The following is a 15,753-nucleotide window of genomic DNA, read 5'->3' as shown; positions in this document are numbered from 1 at the left end:
CCGGCGCGCCGATTATATCGAGCCAGGCGCAAAGTTACTCCAGCGCTTTCCAGATATCCGTGGCGTACTCGCGAATCGTCCGGTCCGAGGAGAACCAGCCCATCCGTGAGGTGTTGAGCACCGCCGAACGCCACCAGTTCTGCGAATCATGCCAGTGCGTATCAACCCGTTTCTGCGCTTCCCAGTACGAATCGAAGTCGGCGCAGACCAGGAAGCGGTCGTAGTCGATCAAAGAATCGATCAGCCCGGTGTAGCGCGAGGTGTCGTCCGGCGAAAACACACCGCTGCGAATCGCTTGCAGCACATCGTTCAAACGATGGGACGCGGCGATGTCGGGCACGGCGCTGAACTCGTGGTTCTGTTTACGCGCTTCGACCTGTTGAGCGCTGAGGCCGAAGATGAACATGTGCTCGGCGCCGACGCGCTCGCACATCTCCACGTTGGCCCCGTCAAGGGTGCCGATGGTCAGCGCCCCGTTGAGGCCGAATTTCATATTGCTGGTACCCGACGCTTCGAAGCCGGCGGTGGAGATCTGCTCGGACAAGTCCGCCGCCGGGATGATGCTTTCGGCCAGGCTGACGTTGTAGTTGGGCAGGAATACCACTTTCAGCAGGCCACGCACGGTCGGGTCGTTGTTCACCACCCGGGCGATGTCGTTGGTCAGCTTGATGATCAGTTTGGCCTGGTGATAACTCGCCGCTGCTTTACCGGCGAAGATTTTCACCCGCGGCACCCAGTCGACTTCCGGTTCGGCGCGAATTGCCTGATACAGCGCCACCGTGTGCAGCAGATTGAGCAACTGGCGTTTGTACTCGTGGATCCGTTTGACCTGCACGTCGAACATCGCCGCCGGGTTGACCGCGATCCCCAGGCGCTCGTGAATCAGATAGGCCAGCGCCTTCTTGCTGTGCAAACGTTGCTCGGCGAAGGCTTTGCGGAACGCGGTTTTCTCGGCGAACGGTTCAAGGTCGAGCAGGCGTTCTTCAGGGTTGTCGAGCACGTCCGGGCCGAGGGCATCGACCAGCATCGAAGTCAGTTCCGGGTTGGCCTGATACAGCCAGCGGCGGAAGGTGATGCCGTTGGTTTTGTTGTTGATCCGCTCCGGATAGAGCTTGTGCAGTTCGGCGAACACCGTCTTGCGCATCAGTTGCGTGTGTAGACCGGACACGCCGTTGACGCTGTGCGAACCGAGGAACGCGAGGTTGCCCATGCGCACACGGCGACCATTGTCCTCTTCGATCAGCGACACCGCGCGCAGCACGTCGAAGTCGTGAATGCCCTTGGCCCGCAGCGAATCGATGTGCTGGGCGTTGATCAGGTAAATGATCTGCATGTGCCGAGGCAGCATGCGTTCCATCAGGCCGACCGGCCAGGTTTCCAGCGCTTCGGGCAGCAGCGTGTGGTTGGTGTACGACAGGGTGTCGACGGTGACTTGCCATGCGGCGTCCCACGCGACGTCGTAAACGTCGACCAGTTGCCGCATCAGTTCGGCGACGGCGATCGAGGGGTGGGTGTCGTTGAGCTGAATCGCCGCGTGATCGCCGAGGGTCAGCACCGAAGTGTGCATATTGCGGTGACGGCGCAGCAGATCCTGCAGCGAGGCGGCGACGAAGAAGTATTCCTGACGCAGGCGCAGCTCTTGCCCGGCCTCGGTGCTGTCGGCTGGATAGAGCACGCGGGAGATGCTTTCGGCGCGGGCCACTTCAGCCACTGCGCCCAAGTGGTCACCAGCGTTGAAGCGCTCCAGATGCAGGTCTTCCATGGCGCGGGCACGCCACAACCGCAGGGTGTTGACGCTTGCCCCGCGCCAGCCGACCACCGGCGTGTCATAGGCGATCGCACGTACGGTTTCCGCCGGCGACCAGACCTGGCGAGTCTTGCCGTTGGCATCGGTCACGGTTTCGACGCTGCCGCCAAAACCGATCGGATACACCACTTCCGGCCGTTCGAATTCCCACGGGTTGCCGAAATCCAGCCAGTGTTCGGTCTGCTCCTGCTGCCAGCCGTCGACAATCGCCTGACGGAACAAGCCATGCTCGTAACGAATACCGTAGCCATGGCCGGCAATGCCGAGGGTCGACATGCTTTCCATGAAACACGCTGCGAGACGACCGAGACCGCCGTTGCCGAGCGCCGCGTCGGGTTCGAGCAGGCGGATGCGCTCCAGATCGACACCCAGTTCAGTCAATGCTTCACGAGCGACGTCGAGCAGACCGAGGTTGCTCAGGCTGTCGTACAGCAGGCGGCCGATGAGAAATTCCAGCGAGAGGTAATAAACGCGCTTCTGGCCTTTGCGGTAAATCTGCCGAGTGTGGTCCATCCAGTGTTCGACCATATGATCACGCGCAGCCAGGGCGATGGCCTCGAACCAGTCATGGTCGAAAGCGTGATCGGGGTCTTTGCCCACGGCGTAGGTGAGTTTGGTCAGGACGGCGTCGCGAAATGCGGCCACCTCTGCTTCTCGAACTAGTGGTTCTTGAGTCATTAACAGGACCTCGAGCGAGCGGGAATTGTCTGAGCCTAGACGGTCTGACCGACGGTAATGGCTCTGGTTCGGCAGTATTTCCCGAGACTGTGCGCAGCCCGGCATTACCTTGACGGATGAACGAGTGAATGCAGGGGCCGTGCCGTGTCACCGGGCAAAATGCACTCATCGAGAAAAAATCCGGCGAAAGGTTGTTCAAAATTGCAGCCGTCCCGGTATGATCGCGCGCCCTGATGCACACACGCCTGGTAACCCCCGATGATGAAGCCCAACCTGATCGCCGCCGCCGAGATTGATCGTCTCGATACGTGGGCCAAATACTCGGCGCCGATGTGCGGCTCGTGCATCTCCAGCTGCTGCACGCTGCCGGTCGAAGTGAAGATCAAGGATCTGGTGCGCATCGGTGTGGTCGACGAGTTCGAACTGGGCGACCCGCCGAAGAACATCGCCAAACGGCTGCAGAAGGAAGGTCTGGTCGAGCGCTTCAATCAGAAATCGGGGATCTTCACCCTGCAGCGCATGAGCAACAACGACTGCTATTACCTCGATCGTAAAAGCCGCCTGTGCACCATTTATGACAAGCGCCCGGACACCTGCCGCAACCACCCGAAAATCGGCCCGCGGCCGGGGTATTGCGCGTACAAGCCGAAGCAAGTCGAACGGGTGCAGAATTCGCGGTCGATCGAGAAATTCTGAAGATCAAAAGATCGCAGCCTTCGGCAGCTCCTACAGGGGGATGCGTATCCCTGTAGGAGCTGCCGAAGGCTGCGATCTTTTTTTGCCTTGAATTGCGGACAAACAAAAACGCCCCCGGTCTCGCGACCGGGGGCGTTTTTTATGCCAGGGCTGAATTACGCCTTGGCTTTCTTGGCAGCGCGGGTACGCTCGCTTTCGTCCAGGATCTTCTTGCGAAGACGGATGGACTTCGGCGTGACTTCGCACAGCTCGTCTTCCTGGATGTATTCCAGAGCCTGTTCCAGAGTGAAGCGAACAGGTGGAACCAGGGCGATGGTTTCGTCTTTACCCGACGCACGCATGTTGTCGAGCTTCTTGCCTTTGGTCGGGTTCACACCCAAGTCGTTGTCGCGGCTGTTCTGACCAACGATCTGACCGTTGTAGATCTCCTGGCCGTGTTCTACGAACAGCTTGCCACGAGCCTGCAGGGTTTCCAGCGAGTAGGTCAGCGCCTTGCCAGTTTCAACCGAAACCAGAACGCCGTTCTGACGGCCGGACATGTGGCCCGACTTCACTGGAGCGTAACGGTCGAAGATCGAGGTCAGGATGCCAGCACCGTTGGTCAGGGTCAGGAACTGGTTACGGAAACCGATCAGACCGCGAGCAGGGATGTTGTATTCCAGACGCACACGGCCCTTGCCATCCGGCACCATGTTGCTCAGGTCGCCCTTACGCAGACCCATCTCTTCCATGACCTTGCCCTGGGATTCTTCAGGGATGTCGATGGTGACGTTTTCGAACGGTTCCTGCTTCACGCCGTCAACTTCACGGATGATCACTTCAGGACGGCCCAAGGCCAGCTCGAAGCCTTCGCGACGCATGGTTTCGATCAGTACCGAGAGGTGCAGCTCACCACGGCCGGAAACCTTGAACTTGTCAGCAGAGTCGCCTTCTTCAACGCGCAGTGCAACGTTGTACAGCAGCTCTTTGTCCAGACGATCCTTGATGTTACGGGAGGTCACGAACTTGCCTTCTTTACCGCAGAATGGCGAGTCGTTGACCTGGAAGGTCATGGAAACGGTTGGCTCGTCAACGGTCAGCGGCTTCATCGCCTCGACGGTGTTGATATCGCACAGAGTGTCGGAGATGAACAGCTCGTCGAAGCCGCTGATGCAGACGATGTCGCCGGCTGCTGCTTCTTCAACGTCAATGCGGTGCAGACCGTGGTGACCCATCAACTTCAGGATACGACCGTTGCGACGCTTGCCGTCGGCGCTGATAGCGACAACCGGGGTGTTCGGCTTGACGCGACCGCGAGCGATACGGCCAACACCGATAACACCCAGGAAGCTGTTGTAGTCCAGTGCGGAGATCTGCATCTGGAACGGACCATCACGGTCAACAGCCGGAGGCGGAACGTGGTCGACAACTGCCTGATACAGCGGAGTCATGTCTTCCGCCATGGCGGTGTGATCCAGACCGGCAATACCGTTCAGGGCCGACGCGTAAACAACCTGGAAGTCCAGTTGTTCTTCGGTAGCACCGAGGTTGTCGAACAGGTCGAAGATCTGATCCAGAACCCAGTCCGGACGCGCGCCTGGACGGTCAACCTTGTTGATCACCACGATTGGACGCAGGCCGGCTTCGAAAGCCTTCTTGGTCACGAAACGGGTTTGCGGCATAGGGCCGTCTTGAGCGTCAACCAGCAGCAGAACGGAGTCGACCATCGACATTACACGTTCAACTTCGCCGCCGAAGTCGGCGTGGCCCGGGGTGTCCACGATGTTGATGTGGTAGCCGTTCCAGTTGATGGCGGTGTTTTTCGCCAGAATGGTAATACCGCGTTCTTTTTCCTGGTCGTTGGAGTCCATCACGCGCTCGTCGTTGAGCTCGTTGCGCTCCAGGGTGCCGGATTGACGCAGGAGTTTGTCTACCAGGGTGGTTTTACCGTGGTCAACGTGGGCAATGATGGCGATGTTACGTAGATTTTCGATCACTTGTGTATCTCGATCAGAGGATTCGGTTTGCTGACAAGTCATGGCAGCGATTAGCAGTAGTGTCCGGCATGGCCGTTACAGCTTGACGGCGGTGTCGGGGGGCCGGTGACGCAGGCCACAGGCAAACAGCCCCGGGCACTTAGCTCGGTCGATAAACGCGCACATTGGCATGTCCCTCACTGAGCAAATGGTGGGCATGCAGGCGACTCATCACGCCTTTGTCGCAATACAGCAGGTACTGGCGAGTAGGATCCAGTTCCTTGAAACGTGCGTTCACTGCATAGAACGGCATCGTCTGTACCTCTATGCCGGCGAGTTCCAGCGGGTCATCCTCGGCGGCATCCGGGTGACGGATGTCGATCACGATCTGACCGGCCAGCGCTTCGCTGACTTCTTCAATCTGCAGATCCTGGCCCAATTCGTCGATCACCCGATCGATCGGTACCAGTTTGGCGTTGGCGAGCGCACGCTCGAGCACCGCCATGTCGAATTCTTTCTCTTCGTGCTCAACCCGACCGCGTTTGGCGGCGGTCTTCGGGTTGACCGAAATCACGCCGCAGTATTCCGGCATGTGTCGGGCGAAATCGGCGGTGCCGATCTCGTTGGCCGTGTCGATGATGTCCTGCTTGTGCGCGACGATCAGCGGCCGCAGCACCAGCTTGTCGGTCACGCAGTCGATCACCGACAGATTCGGCAGCGTCTGGCTCGACACCTGGGAGATCGCTTCACCGGTCACCAGCGCATCGATGTGCAGGCGTTCGGCGATCTCGGACGAGGCGCGCAACATCATACGCTTCAAAACCACGCCCATATGACTGTTATCGACTTTGCCGAGAATTTCGCCCAGCACTTCCTCGAACGGCACACTGACAAATAGCACGCGTTGCGAGCTGCCGTACTTCTTCCAGATGAAGTGCGCGACTTCCATCACGCCCAATTCGTGGGCACGCCCGCCGAGGTTGAAGAAGCAGAAGTGCGCCATCAGGCCGCGACGCATGATCTGGTAAGCCGCCACAGTCGAGTCGAAGCCGCCGGACATCAGCACCAGCGTCTGCTCCAGAGCACCGAGCGGGTAGCCGCCGATGCCGTCATGCTGGCTGTGAATCACGAACAACCGTTTGTCGCGAACTTCGATACGAACTTCGATTTCCGGCGCTTTGAGGTCGATTCCGGCTGCACCGCACTCGCGACGCAGCTTGCTGCCGACGTATTTTTCCACGTCCATCGAGCTGAACGCATGCTTGCCCGCACGCTTGCAGCGCACCGAGAAAATCTTTCCGGCCAGCGCATCGCCGTAGTGCTGTTTGCACTTTTCGGTGATGTCGTCAAAGTCGCCCAGCGGGTACTCGTCGATCTGCAGAAAGTGCGCGATACCCGGCATGCAGGTCAGGCGCTCGCCCATCTCTTTCAAGGCTTTGGCGTCGGTAACGCGGGTTTCCAGCTCGAGATTGTCCCACACGCCATTCACCACCACGGCCGGGTCCAGATCACGGAGCACGGCGCGGATGTTCTTGGCCAGCTGGCGGATGAATTTCGTCCGGACAGGTCGGCTTTTGATGGTGATCTCGGGGAAGACTTTTACGATAAGTTTCATGAAAACAGCGCGCGAACGGCCAGCCGAAAAAGGGGGGCGCGGATTATAGCGGAAATTGCTCAAGGTTTAACCAGTTAATGTGCAGAAGGTTTTGCGCGCACCAAAACGGGTCATTTCTGAATTTAAACGCAACATTAAGGGGCGAGTTTTGTCGATTCAGTACGCTGCATCCCTTAATAAGCGTGAATTTGGGGCAAAAAACCCATGCTGGGGCACTGGCATGCAATTTGCTCCCTTGTGAGGCAGGTTGCCTTGGCAGAGTATTCGCGCCGGCATCACCATTATTAAGGGCATCCACTACCCGCCCTAATTCACCCGGAGGACACTATGTCGAAGTCGGTTCAACTCATCAAAGATCATGACGTCAAATGGATTGATCTGCGCTTCACGGACACCAAAGGCACTCAGCACCACGTGACCATGCCGGCTCGCGATGCGCTGGATGACGACTTCTTCGAAGTCGGCAAGATGTTCGACGGTTCCTCCATCTCCGGCTGGAAAGGCATCGAAGCCTCCGACATGATCCTGATGCCGGTCGACGAAACGGCCGTCCTCGATCCGTTCACCGAAGACCCAACCCTGATTCTGGTGTGCGACATCATCGAGCCTTCGAGCATGCAGGGCTACGATCGCGACCCACGTGCGATCGCCAAGCGCGCCGAAGAGCACCTGAAAGCCACCGGTATCGGTGACACCGTATTCGCCGGTCCGGAGCCTGAGTTCTTCATCTTTGACTCGGTTAAATTCAAGTCGGACATCTCCGGCTCGATGTTCAAGATCTACTCCGAGCAAGGTTCGTGGATGTCCGACCAGGACATCGAAGGCGGCAACAAGGGTCACCGTCCAGGCGTGAAAGGCGGCTACTTCCCGGTTCCTCCGTTCGACCACGACCACGAAATCCGTACCGCCATGTGCAACGCACTGGAAGAAATGGGTCAGTCGGTTGAAGTTCACCACCACGAAGTGGCAACTGCCGGCCAGAACGAAATCGGCGTCAAGTTCAACACTCTGGTGAAGAAAGCCGACGAAGTTCAAACCCTGAAATACGTTGTACACAACGTTGCCGACGCTTACGGCCGCACCGCGACCTTCATGCCGAAGCCACTGTACGGCGACAACGGTTCGGGCATGCACGTACACATGTCGATCTGGAAAGACGGCAAGAACACCTTCGCTGGCGAGGGCTATGCCGGTCTGTCCGATACTGCTCTGTACTTCATCGGCGGCATCATCAAACACGGTAAGGCCCTGAACGGCTTCACCAACCCGGCGACCAACTCCTACAAGCGTCTGGTACCAGGCTTCGAAGCTCCGGTGATGCTGGCCTACTCGGCGCGCAACCGTTCCGCTTCGATCCGTATTCCTTACGTGTCGAGCCCGAAAGCCCGCCGTATCGAAGCACGCTTCCCGGATCCGGCAGCCAACCCTTACCTGGCTTTCGCAGCACTGTTGATGGCCGGCCTGGACGGTATCCAGAACAAGATCCACCCAGGCGATGCCGCCGACAAGAACCTGTACGACCTGCCGCCTGAAGAGGCGAAAGAGATTCCACAGGTTTGCGGCAGTCTGAAAGAAGCCCTGGAAGAACTGGACAAGGGCCGCGCGTTCCTGACCAAGGGCGGCGTGTTCTCCGACGACTTCATCGACGCCTACATCGCGCTGAAATCGGAAGAAGAAATCAAGGTTCGCACCTTCGTACACCCACTGGAGTATGAGCTGTACTACAGCTGCTGATCCGGTAGCGCTGCGTAAAGCGGCGTGACACAAAGAGGCCTTCTTCGGAAGGCCTTTTTTATTGTCCGTAATTTACAGGGCGGCGCATTCCCCTGTGGGAGCGAGCCTGCTCGCGAAAGCGGTGGGTCAGTGAAGATGATGGTGACTGATGCGGTGCCTTCGCGAGCAGGCTCGCTACAGGGGATTGGTAGTGTTTGAATCATCTTCGGATGTGTCGCCAGCTGGGCCAACCGCCTCACCTGTCCTATGCTGCTACACACAGTTTCCTACCCCGGTCGATTTCATGGGTCGCACGCTTCTCTACATTCTGCTGCTGATCGCTCTGCCCGCTGCCGCGCAGATCTACAAGTACACCGACGCCAACGGCAACACCGCGTACAGCAATCAGCCGCCGGACGGTGTGCAGGCACAACCGGTAGAGCTGCCGCCGCTCAATCGGGTCGAGCCGCAGGCTCCGAGCGCGCCACCCGCCCAAGGCGCGGAGGAGAACGAGCCGCCGCGCAACCCCTACGAAATCCTTGAGCTCGCCGGTCTGCCCAGCGACGAGGCCCTGCGCGCCAACAACGGCACTTTCACCGTCAACGTCCTGATCAAACCGCGCCTGCAGGCGCCGCATCAACTGCGATTGCTGCTCGACGACCAGCCCTACGGCCAGCCGAGCAACGTGCCGGTTCTGCAGTTGGTCAATGTGGATCGCGGCGAGCATCGTCTGGCAGTCCAGGTGATCGACGGCCAGACCGTCATCCAGCAGAGCCCGCCCGCGGTCTTCACCGTGCAACGCGTGCACACGCCATGATCCGTGCAGGGCTGATTCTCATCCTGGCGCTGATAACGCTGCCCGCCTCAGCCGAGGTCTTCACCTATATCGATGCGCAGGGCAACCGCGTCTACACCGACCAGCCACGCGCCAACGCCAAGCGAGTGCCCCTCGCGCCGAGCAATCGCATGGCTGCCCCTGCCTCGTCTGCCGAGCCGATCACCACCGCGAAGCAATCCACCGAACAGCCGCCCTTCCACTACGACATGCTGCGCATTCTGATTCCGGAGCCCGACGCGACCCTGCGCAGCAGCGCCGGCGAGCTGATCGTCAGCGTCACCAGCGAGCCCGGCCTGCAAAGCGGCCATCGCTATCGGCTGCTGCTGGATGGCAAGGCCATCGGCGAGCCCGGCGTCAGCCCGGTGTTTGCGCTGAGCAACATCGATCGAGGCAGCCACAGTCTTTCGATCGAGATTCTCGACGCGGCTGGACGTACCGTGGAACGCACCGCCAATCAGCCCTTCCACATGCTGCGCATCTCCCTGGCGCAGAAGCGGCAGGTCAAACCCTGCGTCGTTGACGACTATGGCGTACGCCCGGAATGTCCGCTCAGGGATAAACCTGAAGAGTCGAAAAACCCCTTCCTGCGTTTCTTCTAACACCCGACCTTCAAGCGCACTATATTGGTGCAATAAACCACGCCGTACTCAGAAGCCAACCCATTTTGGTTCGAAACTTCCCGTCCGGGCTGGCGCCGTGCCATACAAATGCGCATCAAACGCCTGTTTCACGGCTTGGGCGCTGCTTTTCGGAGCCTTGGTTTGGTTTTTGCATTTTCCCGATATCAGCGCTTTGTTCTCGCGCACGCCTTGCTCCAAAAGGGGTCCAGATGACCATAAGCGACGCTATCCACCGTTTGCTGCTCGATAACCTGACCACGGCAACCATCCTGCTCGACGCCGAACTGCGCCTGGAGTACATGAACCCGGCGGCGGAGATGCTGTTGGCCGTCAGCGGTCAGCGCAGCCATGGCCAGTTCATCAGCGAGCTGTTCACCGAATCCCCCGAGGCGCTCAATTCCCTGCGCCAGGCGGTGGAGCAGGCGCACCCGTTCACCAAGCGCGAAGCAATGCTCACCGCGCTTACCGGCCAGACCCTGACCGTGGATTACGCGGTAACGCCGATTCTCAGTAACGGCGCGACCCTGCTCTTGCTCGAGGTTCACCCACGTGATCGCCTGCTACGGATCACCAAGGAAGAGGCGCAGCTGTCCAAACAGGAAACCAGCAAAATGCTGGTGCGCGGCCTCGCTCACGAAATCAAGAACCCCCTCGGTGGCATCCGTGGCGCCGCGCAGCTGCTGGCCCGCGAGCTGCCGGAAGAAAGCTTGCGCGACTACACCAACGTGATCATTGAAGAAGCCGATCGCCTGCGCAATCTGGTCGATCGTATGCTCGGCTCGAACAAATTGCCGTCGCTGGCCATGTGCAACGTGCATGAAGTGCTCGAGCGCGTGTCCCAACTGGTCGAAGCCGAAAGCCAGGGCTGCATCACCCTGGTGCGCGATTACGACCCGAGCATTCCCGACGTGCTGATCGACCGCGAACAAATGATTCAGGCCGTTCTGAACATCGTTCGCAATGCGATGCAGGCCATCAGCAGCCAGAACGAGCTGCGCCTGGGCCGCATCAGCCTGCGCACCCGTGCCATGCGGCAGTTCACCATCGGCCACATCCGCCACCGTCTGGTGACCAAGATCGAAATCATCGACAACGGCCCGGGCATCCCGGCGGAACTGCAGGAAACCATTTTCTTTCCGATGGTCAGCGGTCGTCCGGACGGTACCGGGCTGGGCCTGGCCATCACCCAGAACATCATCAGTCAGCACCAGGGCCTGATCGAGTGTGACAGCCATCCAGGCCACACCACCTTCTCGATCTTTCTGCCACTGGAACAAGGAGCCACATCGACATGAGCCGTAGTGAAACCGTGTGGATCGTCGATGACGACCGTTCTATCCGTTGGGTTCTGGAAAAGGCCCTGCAGCAGGAAGGCATGACCACCCAGAGCTTCGACAGCGCCGATGGCGTGATGAGTCGTCTGGCCCGGCAGCAGCCGGATGTGATCATCTCCGACATCCGCATGCCGGGCGCCAGTGGCCTGGATCTGCTGGCGCGGATTCGCGAACAGCATCCACGGCTGCCGGTCATCATCATGACCGCTCACTCCGATCTGGACAGCGCTGTCGCCTCCTACCAGGGCGGCGCATTCGAATACCTGCCCAAGCCGTTCGACGTTGATGAAGCGGTGTCGCTGGTCAAACGCGCCAATCAGCACGCGCAGGAGCAGCAGGGTCTGGAAGTCGTTCCCGCGCTGACCCGCACCCCGGAAATCATCGGCGAAGCGCCGGCGATGCAGGAAGTGTTTCGCGCCATTGGCCGCTTGAGCCACTCCAACATCACTGTGCTGATCAATGGCGAATCGGGTACCGGTAAAGAATTGGTCGCCCACGCCCTGCACCGCCACAGCCCGCGCGCGGCCTCGCCATTCATTGCGTTGAACATGGCGGCGATCCCCAAGGATCTGATGGAGTCCGAGCTGTTCGGTCACGAAAAAGGCGCATTCACCGGCGCAGCCAACCTGCGGCGCGGACGCTTCGAACAGGCCGATGGCGGCACGTTGTTTCTCGATGAAATCGGCGACATGCCGGCCGACACCCAGACACGTCTGTTGCGTGTTCTGGCCGATGGCGAGTTCTATCGCGTCGGCGGCCATGTGCCGGTCAAAGTCGATGTACGCATCATCGCCGCGACCCACCAGAATCTGGAGACCCTGGTTCACGCCGGCAAATTCCGTGAGGACCTGTTCCACCGGCTCAACGTGATCCGCATCCATATCCCGCGCCTGTCTGATCGTCGCGAAGACATCCCGACCCTGGCCCGCCACTTCCTCAGCCGCGCCGCGCAGGAACTGGCGGTCGAGCCGAAGCTGCTGAAAAGCGAGACCGAGGAATACCTGAAGAACCTGCCGTGGCCGGGCAACGTGCGCCAGCTGGAAAACACCTGTCGCTGGATCACCGTCATGGCCTCCGGGCGCGAAGTGCACATCAGCGATCTGCCACCGGAACTGCTCAACCTGCCGCAGGATTCGGCCCCGGTGACCAACTGGGAACAGGCGCTGCGCCAATGGGCCGATCAGGCCTTGGCCCGCGGCCAGTCGAGTCTGCTAGACAGCGCAGTGCCGGCGTTCGAGCGGATCATGATCGAGACGGCGTTGAAACACACCGCCGGGCGTCGGCGCGATGCGGCAGTGCTGCTCGGTTGGGGGCGTAACACCCTGACACGCAAGATCAAGGAGTTGGGGATGAAGGTGGATGGTGGGGATGATGATGAGGGGGAAGAGGGTTAAGTCTCCAGTTCTGCGTTGAACCCATTCGCCAGCAGGCTGCTTCCACAATTGGAACGCGCTTCCCCTGTGGGAGCGAGCCTGCTCGCGAAGCTTCTTGGGCCAGCATGCACCGCATCAATGCACGATGACCCGGGATCGCGCATAGCCCGATTCTTATCGCCCTGTATCGAGTATGGAAAGACTCACGCTTCGAACAAACGAAAGCCCCGAATTCCGGGGCTTTCGCTTTTCTGTGCATTTTTTTGTATCAGCAGATTAAAACCTGGCACGCCCCCTGCAATACCCATTACAGGTGATTCGATTCACCACCCGTTTCGGGGACCTTGGTACAGGCAGGCCGGGGATCCCCTCTTTACACCGGGCTCGGTCGCCACGCGACGAGCCCACCCTTTTGGGATCCTCGGTACAGGCAGGCCGGGGGTTCCCTCTTTACACCGGACCGACGCTGTCAGCGAAGTCCAGCCTTTTGGGAATCCTGATACAGGCAGGTCAGGGATTCCCGCTTTTACATCCCCCGACACTTCAGCGTTAATTCAGCCTCGGTCGCTTGGATAAATCATGAACGGGCGGATTTTGCCACTGTGGGTCTGACTTGTTTATCTCGTCCTCCAGGCGTTCGAGCATTTTGCCGGGACTGGTTTCCTCGGTTGCCATATTCCGCAAACGTGCTTGCTCGCGATAGCCGGTCTCGTGGAAAAACTCAAGAAACCTCCAGACCCGACGCTGCAACAGTTGACGCTCGACCCGGAATTCTGGCGTGCGAAGCAGGTTTTTGATCTGCTTCATCATTGCGAAATTCTCTTCACTATTCAGCGCATCCCAAAGGGCATTTTTTGCAGCGATTTGCGCCTGTGGAACGTTATGCAGCCAATGATTTCCCCCCCCATAAGTCTGGAAGCCGGCCAGCCAGATATCGACACCTGTTGCCCGGCGCGCGGCAATCAGGCGCCGGAAGTCGGCCGGGTCGGAAATCGGAGTAGCCGTGAGGTCAAAGCCTTTTCTGAGCTCAACGGTTTGCGGAATCGATGCGATCCCGCTGTAAGCCAGGTTCAAGCTTGTTTTGGGAATCGCGGATGTGACGCCTTCGGGAAACCTGTTTATTGAGGTGCGACTGAGATCGACCTCCCGTAATGCCGTCAAGCCTGTGAGGGTGGGCGGCACGGCCAGCCACCCGTTGTGGGATAAGTTCAATACTTCAAGGCGCACCGGCCCGGTCGGAGAATCCAGCCCGACAGGTGGCCGGACTATGTAGGTATTTGACAGATCCAGTTCACGTAAATCAGACATGTGAGTGACGTCAGGTGCAACTGTCAAGTTGGGATTGTGGTGCAGATCAAGCACCTGTAAACGTGAGACCACGGACAAATCACTCAGTCCTCCAGGCAAACCCTGCAAATCACAAGAGCGGACACGCAATACCCGCAAGGTGGTCATCCCTGCCACGGTAAGGCCAGGCCAGATGCTGCAGTTGGCCAGACTCAGCTCCCGTAAACCTGCCAGTCGGATGAAATGCACTTCATGGACCCTCTGCAGCCAAACGTTGCTTTCACGTATTTGCAGGACTCTCAATTGGGTAAGCTTATGGATTTCATCCCACAGAACATCGCCCTTTCCCGTGAATCTGTGCACTTCGAGCGTTTCAATATGGGAGAACATCGAGAACAAGCTCCCCATATTTTTCGAGGTGGTGCCCTTGAGGCCAAGAGCAACAACGGAACTGAGCCTGGTAGAAAACACCGGAAGCGTCAGATTTCCCCGACCGCCCAAATCGAGCTCCAACTTGAAGCCGACCAGCCGCCCGTCAACGTAGACTTTTTCCGAACTCTCTCCCTGCCACTTGAACAGACGACGCACTCTGGCACCTATCGCCTGTCGCCGTCTGCGCTCGGCACTGTCCTTGCCTTTATAGCCCGTCTCCCACGCAGCGACCTCACGATCCAGTTGAGGAAACTCAAGTTCAAGCCGCTTGAGTTCCACTTCTGCCACGCCCGCTTCACCAAATCGCGCAATGAAATCATCGGCGTGTTGATCCGTCGAGTCTGCAAAATAACGTTTGACCTGTGCCCGTGTAGTCGCGACAACGACCGGCGCTTGCCCACCTGAAGGTCCCGCGCCGGTAAGCCAGGGGCGGTGGAAGTTGAAGGGGTTGGCACCTGCCGGAGCATTGGCGTCCATACCGCCGCGCAAACCTGTGAGGATGGAAACCCAGGTGTTCCGCTCGCTCAGGGTAATGGCAAGGGTCTCCCCGCCAAGGTGGGCGCGGTATATGTTCGCGCTGTCGGTGGCGACTGGTTGCCCGGGATTGACCAGGCGCCAGACCTTGTATTCCGGGCGGGACGCACCAAGATCCTGCATGACCTGATACGCCTGCTCATGGATGACCACGTAGAGTTTGCCGTCGTGACGTATCACGCCGTCGCTGCCCGGTTCCACGCCGCTGACATCCAGCTCGGTACGAAAGACTTCCAGGCTTGCGTCGGTCAGAGCATTGGTGCGTGTGTTGAAGTCGCTGTGCGGATGCCAGATGCCGCTCTCGATATCACGCAACATCCATGGGCCGGAGGGACGCAATTCGTTTGAGCTTCGCGCCCGATAAAATCCGGTGTCCGCATCTATCCCGACCAGAACAATACCGCCATCGGGCACATCCACATATTGGCGTTCTCGGTACACCCTGAAGCCTTCCCTGTCGGCGTCCGGTAGCTCGGCCACTGACTTGAGCCAGTAACTCTCCAGCGACTTATTCATGACGGGAAACGACTCAGCGAAATGCAGTGCCGGATGAACCGTGACCGTCGGCGCCGGCAGGATCACATCAAGGCCTGCATCAGGCCCGACTGACTTGATCGGCCGCTGCGGATTATCGACACGCGTCCATGGATCCACGACATTGCGACCCGGCATATCAACAGGTAATACGTCTCTATCCGACTTTTGATTTGGATTGGTGTGAACATCCACATCCACTCGGAGGCCGCCATCGCGGGGTGGCTTTAATGGCATTTTTCTTCTTCCTTGATGAAAGCGACCCTCGGCGTTCGCGCGAGGGCTTTATAATTCGGCATCCTGCCGGTCAGAGGGGTTGCGCAGGCGGTTTGCTGAC

Annotated in this window: 11 protein-coding genes; 6 read left to right on the top strand and 5 right to left on the bottom strand. The window is 59.1% G+C overall.

The window, feature by feature from the left end:
* Positions 1-34: 34 nt before the first annotated feature.
* Positions 35-2,485, bottom strand: coding sequence for a glycogen/starch/alpha-glucan phosphorylase (locus VNV36_RS12360; RefSeq protein WP_325717994.1), 2,451 nt, complete (start codon positions 2,483-2,485; stop codon positions 35-37).
* A gap of 258 nt (positions 2,486-2,743) precedes the next feature.
* Between VNV36_RS12360 and VNV36_RS12355 the strand changes: the two genes are divergently transcribed.
* The gene (locus tag VNV36_RS12355; RefSeq protein ID WP_325717993.1) at positions 2,744-3,181 is read left to right on the top strand and encodes a YkgJ family cysteine cluster protein; all 438 of its coding nucleotides are present in this window, start codon (positions 2,744-2,746) and stop codon (positions 3,179-3,181) included.
* Positions 3,182-3,336: 155 nt separating this feature from the next.
* Here VNV36_RS12355 and typA read toward each other — a convergent pair whose 3' ends face one another.
* Both typA and thiI read right to left on the bottom strand, forming a co-directional pair.
* Entirely contained in the window at positions 3,337-5,157 is a 1,821-nt protein-coding gene (gene typA, locus VNV36_RS12350) for a translational GTPase TypA (RefSeq protein ID WP_003220792.1), read from the bottom strand.
* A 139-nt stretch (positions 5,158-5,296) separates the two neighbouring features.
* Complete coding sequence (thiI, locus tag VNV36_RS12345; protein ID WP_325717992.1) at positions 5,297-6,751, bottom strand: tRNA uracil 4-sulfurtransferase ThiI; 1,455 nt, start codon at positions 6,749-6,751, stop codon at positions 5,297-5,299.
* Between the two features lie 327 nt (positions 6,752-7,078).
* Here thiI and glnA point away from each other — a divergent pair, with 327 nt between their 5' ends.
* The 3 genes from glnA (at position 7,079) to VNV36_RS12330 (ending at position 9,901) form a co-directional block, all read left to right on the top strand.
* The gene (gene glnA / locus VNV36_RS12340; RefSeq protein ID WP_016772104.1) at positions 7,079-8,485 is read left to right on the top strand and encodes a type I glutamate--ammonia ligase; all 1,407 of its coding nucleotides are present in this window, start codon (positions 7,079-7,081) and stop codon (positions 8,483-8,485) included.
* A gap of 283 nt (positions 8,486-8,768) precedes the next feature.
* Positions 8,769-9,281: a DUF4124 domain-containing protein gene (locus VNV36_RS12335; protein WP_325717991.1), complete on the top strand. Its 513-nt coding sequence runs from the start codon at positions 8,769-8,771 to the stop codon at positions 9,279-9,281.
* The gene (locus VNV36_RS12330) at positions 9,278-9,901 is read left to right on the top strand and encodes a DUF4124 domain-containing protein (RefSeq protein WP_325717990.1); all 624 of its coding nucleotides are present in this window, start codon (positions 9,278-9,280) and stop codon (positions 9,899-9,901) included. The genes VNV36_RS12335 and VNV36_RS12330 overlap by 4 nt, the downstream gene beginning before the upstream one ends.
* A gap of 48 nt (positions 9,902-9,949) precedes the next feature.
* On the opposite strand, the gene VNV36_RS12325 is transcribed toward VNV36_RS12330, so the two are convergent.
* Positions 9,950-10,108 (bottom strand): hypothetical protein, encoded by a 159-nt coding sequence (locus VNV36_RS12325; RefSeq protein WP_325717989.1) that lies wholly within the window; start codon positions 10,106-10,108, stop codon positions 9,950-9,952.
* 23 nt (positions 10,109-10,131) lie between these two features.
* Between VNV36_RS12325 and glnL the strand changes: the two genes are divergently transcribed.
* Positions 10,132-11,217, top strand: coding sequence for a nitrogen regulation protein NR(II) (glnL, locus tag VNV36_RS12320; RefSeq protein ID WP_325717988.1), 1,086 nt, complete (start codon positions 10,132-10,134; stop codon positions 11,215-11,217).
* On the top strand, positions 11,214-12,650 hold the full coding sequence (gene ntrC / locus VNV36_RS12315) for a nitrogen regulation protein NR(I) (RefSeq protein ID WP_016772108.1): 1,437 nt from the start codon (positions 11,214-11,216) through the stop codon (positions 12,648-12,650). The genes glnL and ntrC overlap by 4 nt, the downstream gene beginning before the upstream one ends.
* Positions 12,651-13,178: 528 nt before the next feature.
* Here ntrC and VNV36_RS12310 read toward each other — a convergent pair.
* A complete protein-coding gene (locus tag VNV36_RS12310; RefSeq protein WP_325717987.1) occupies positions 13,179-15,653 on the bottom strand; it encodes a leucine-rich repeat domain-containing protein in 2,475 nt (824 codons plus the stop codon).
* Positions 15,654-15,753: the final 100 nt, after the last annotated feature.

Source organism: Pseudomonas sp., assembly GCF_035554175.1.
Lineage (GTDB): Bacteria > Pseudomonadota > Gammaproteobacteria > Pseudomonadales > Pseudomonadaceae > Aquipseudomonas.
This window is presented reverse-complemented; position numbering and strand designations above follow the sequence as displayed.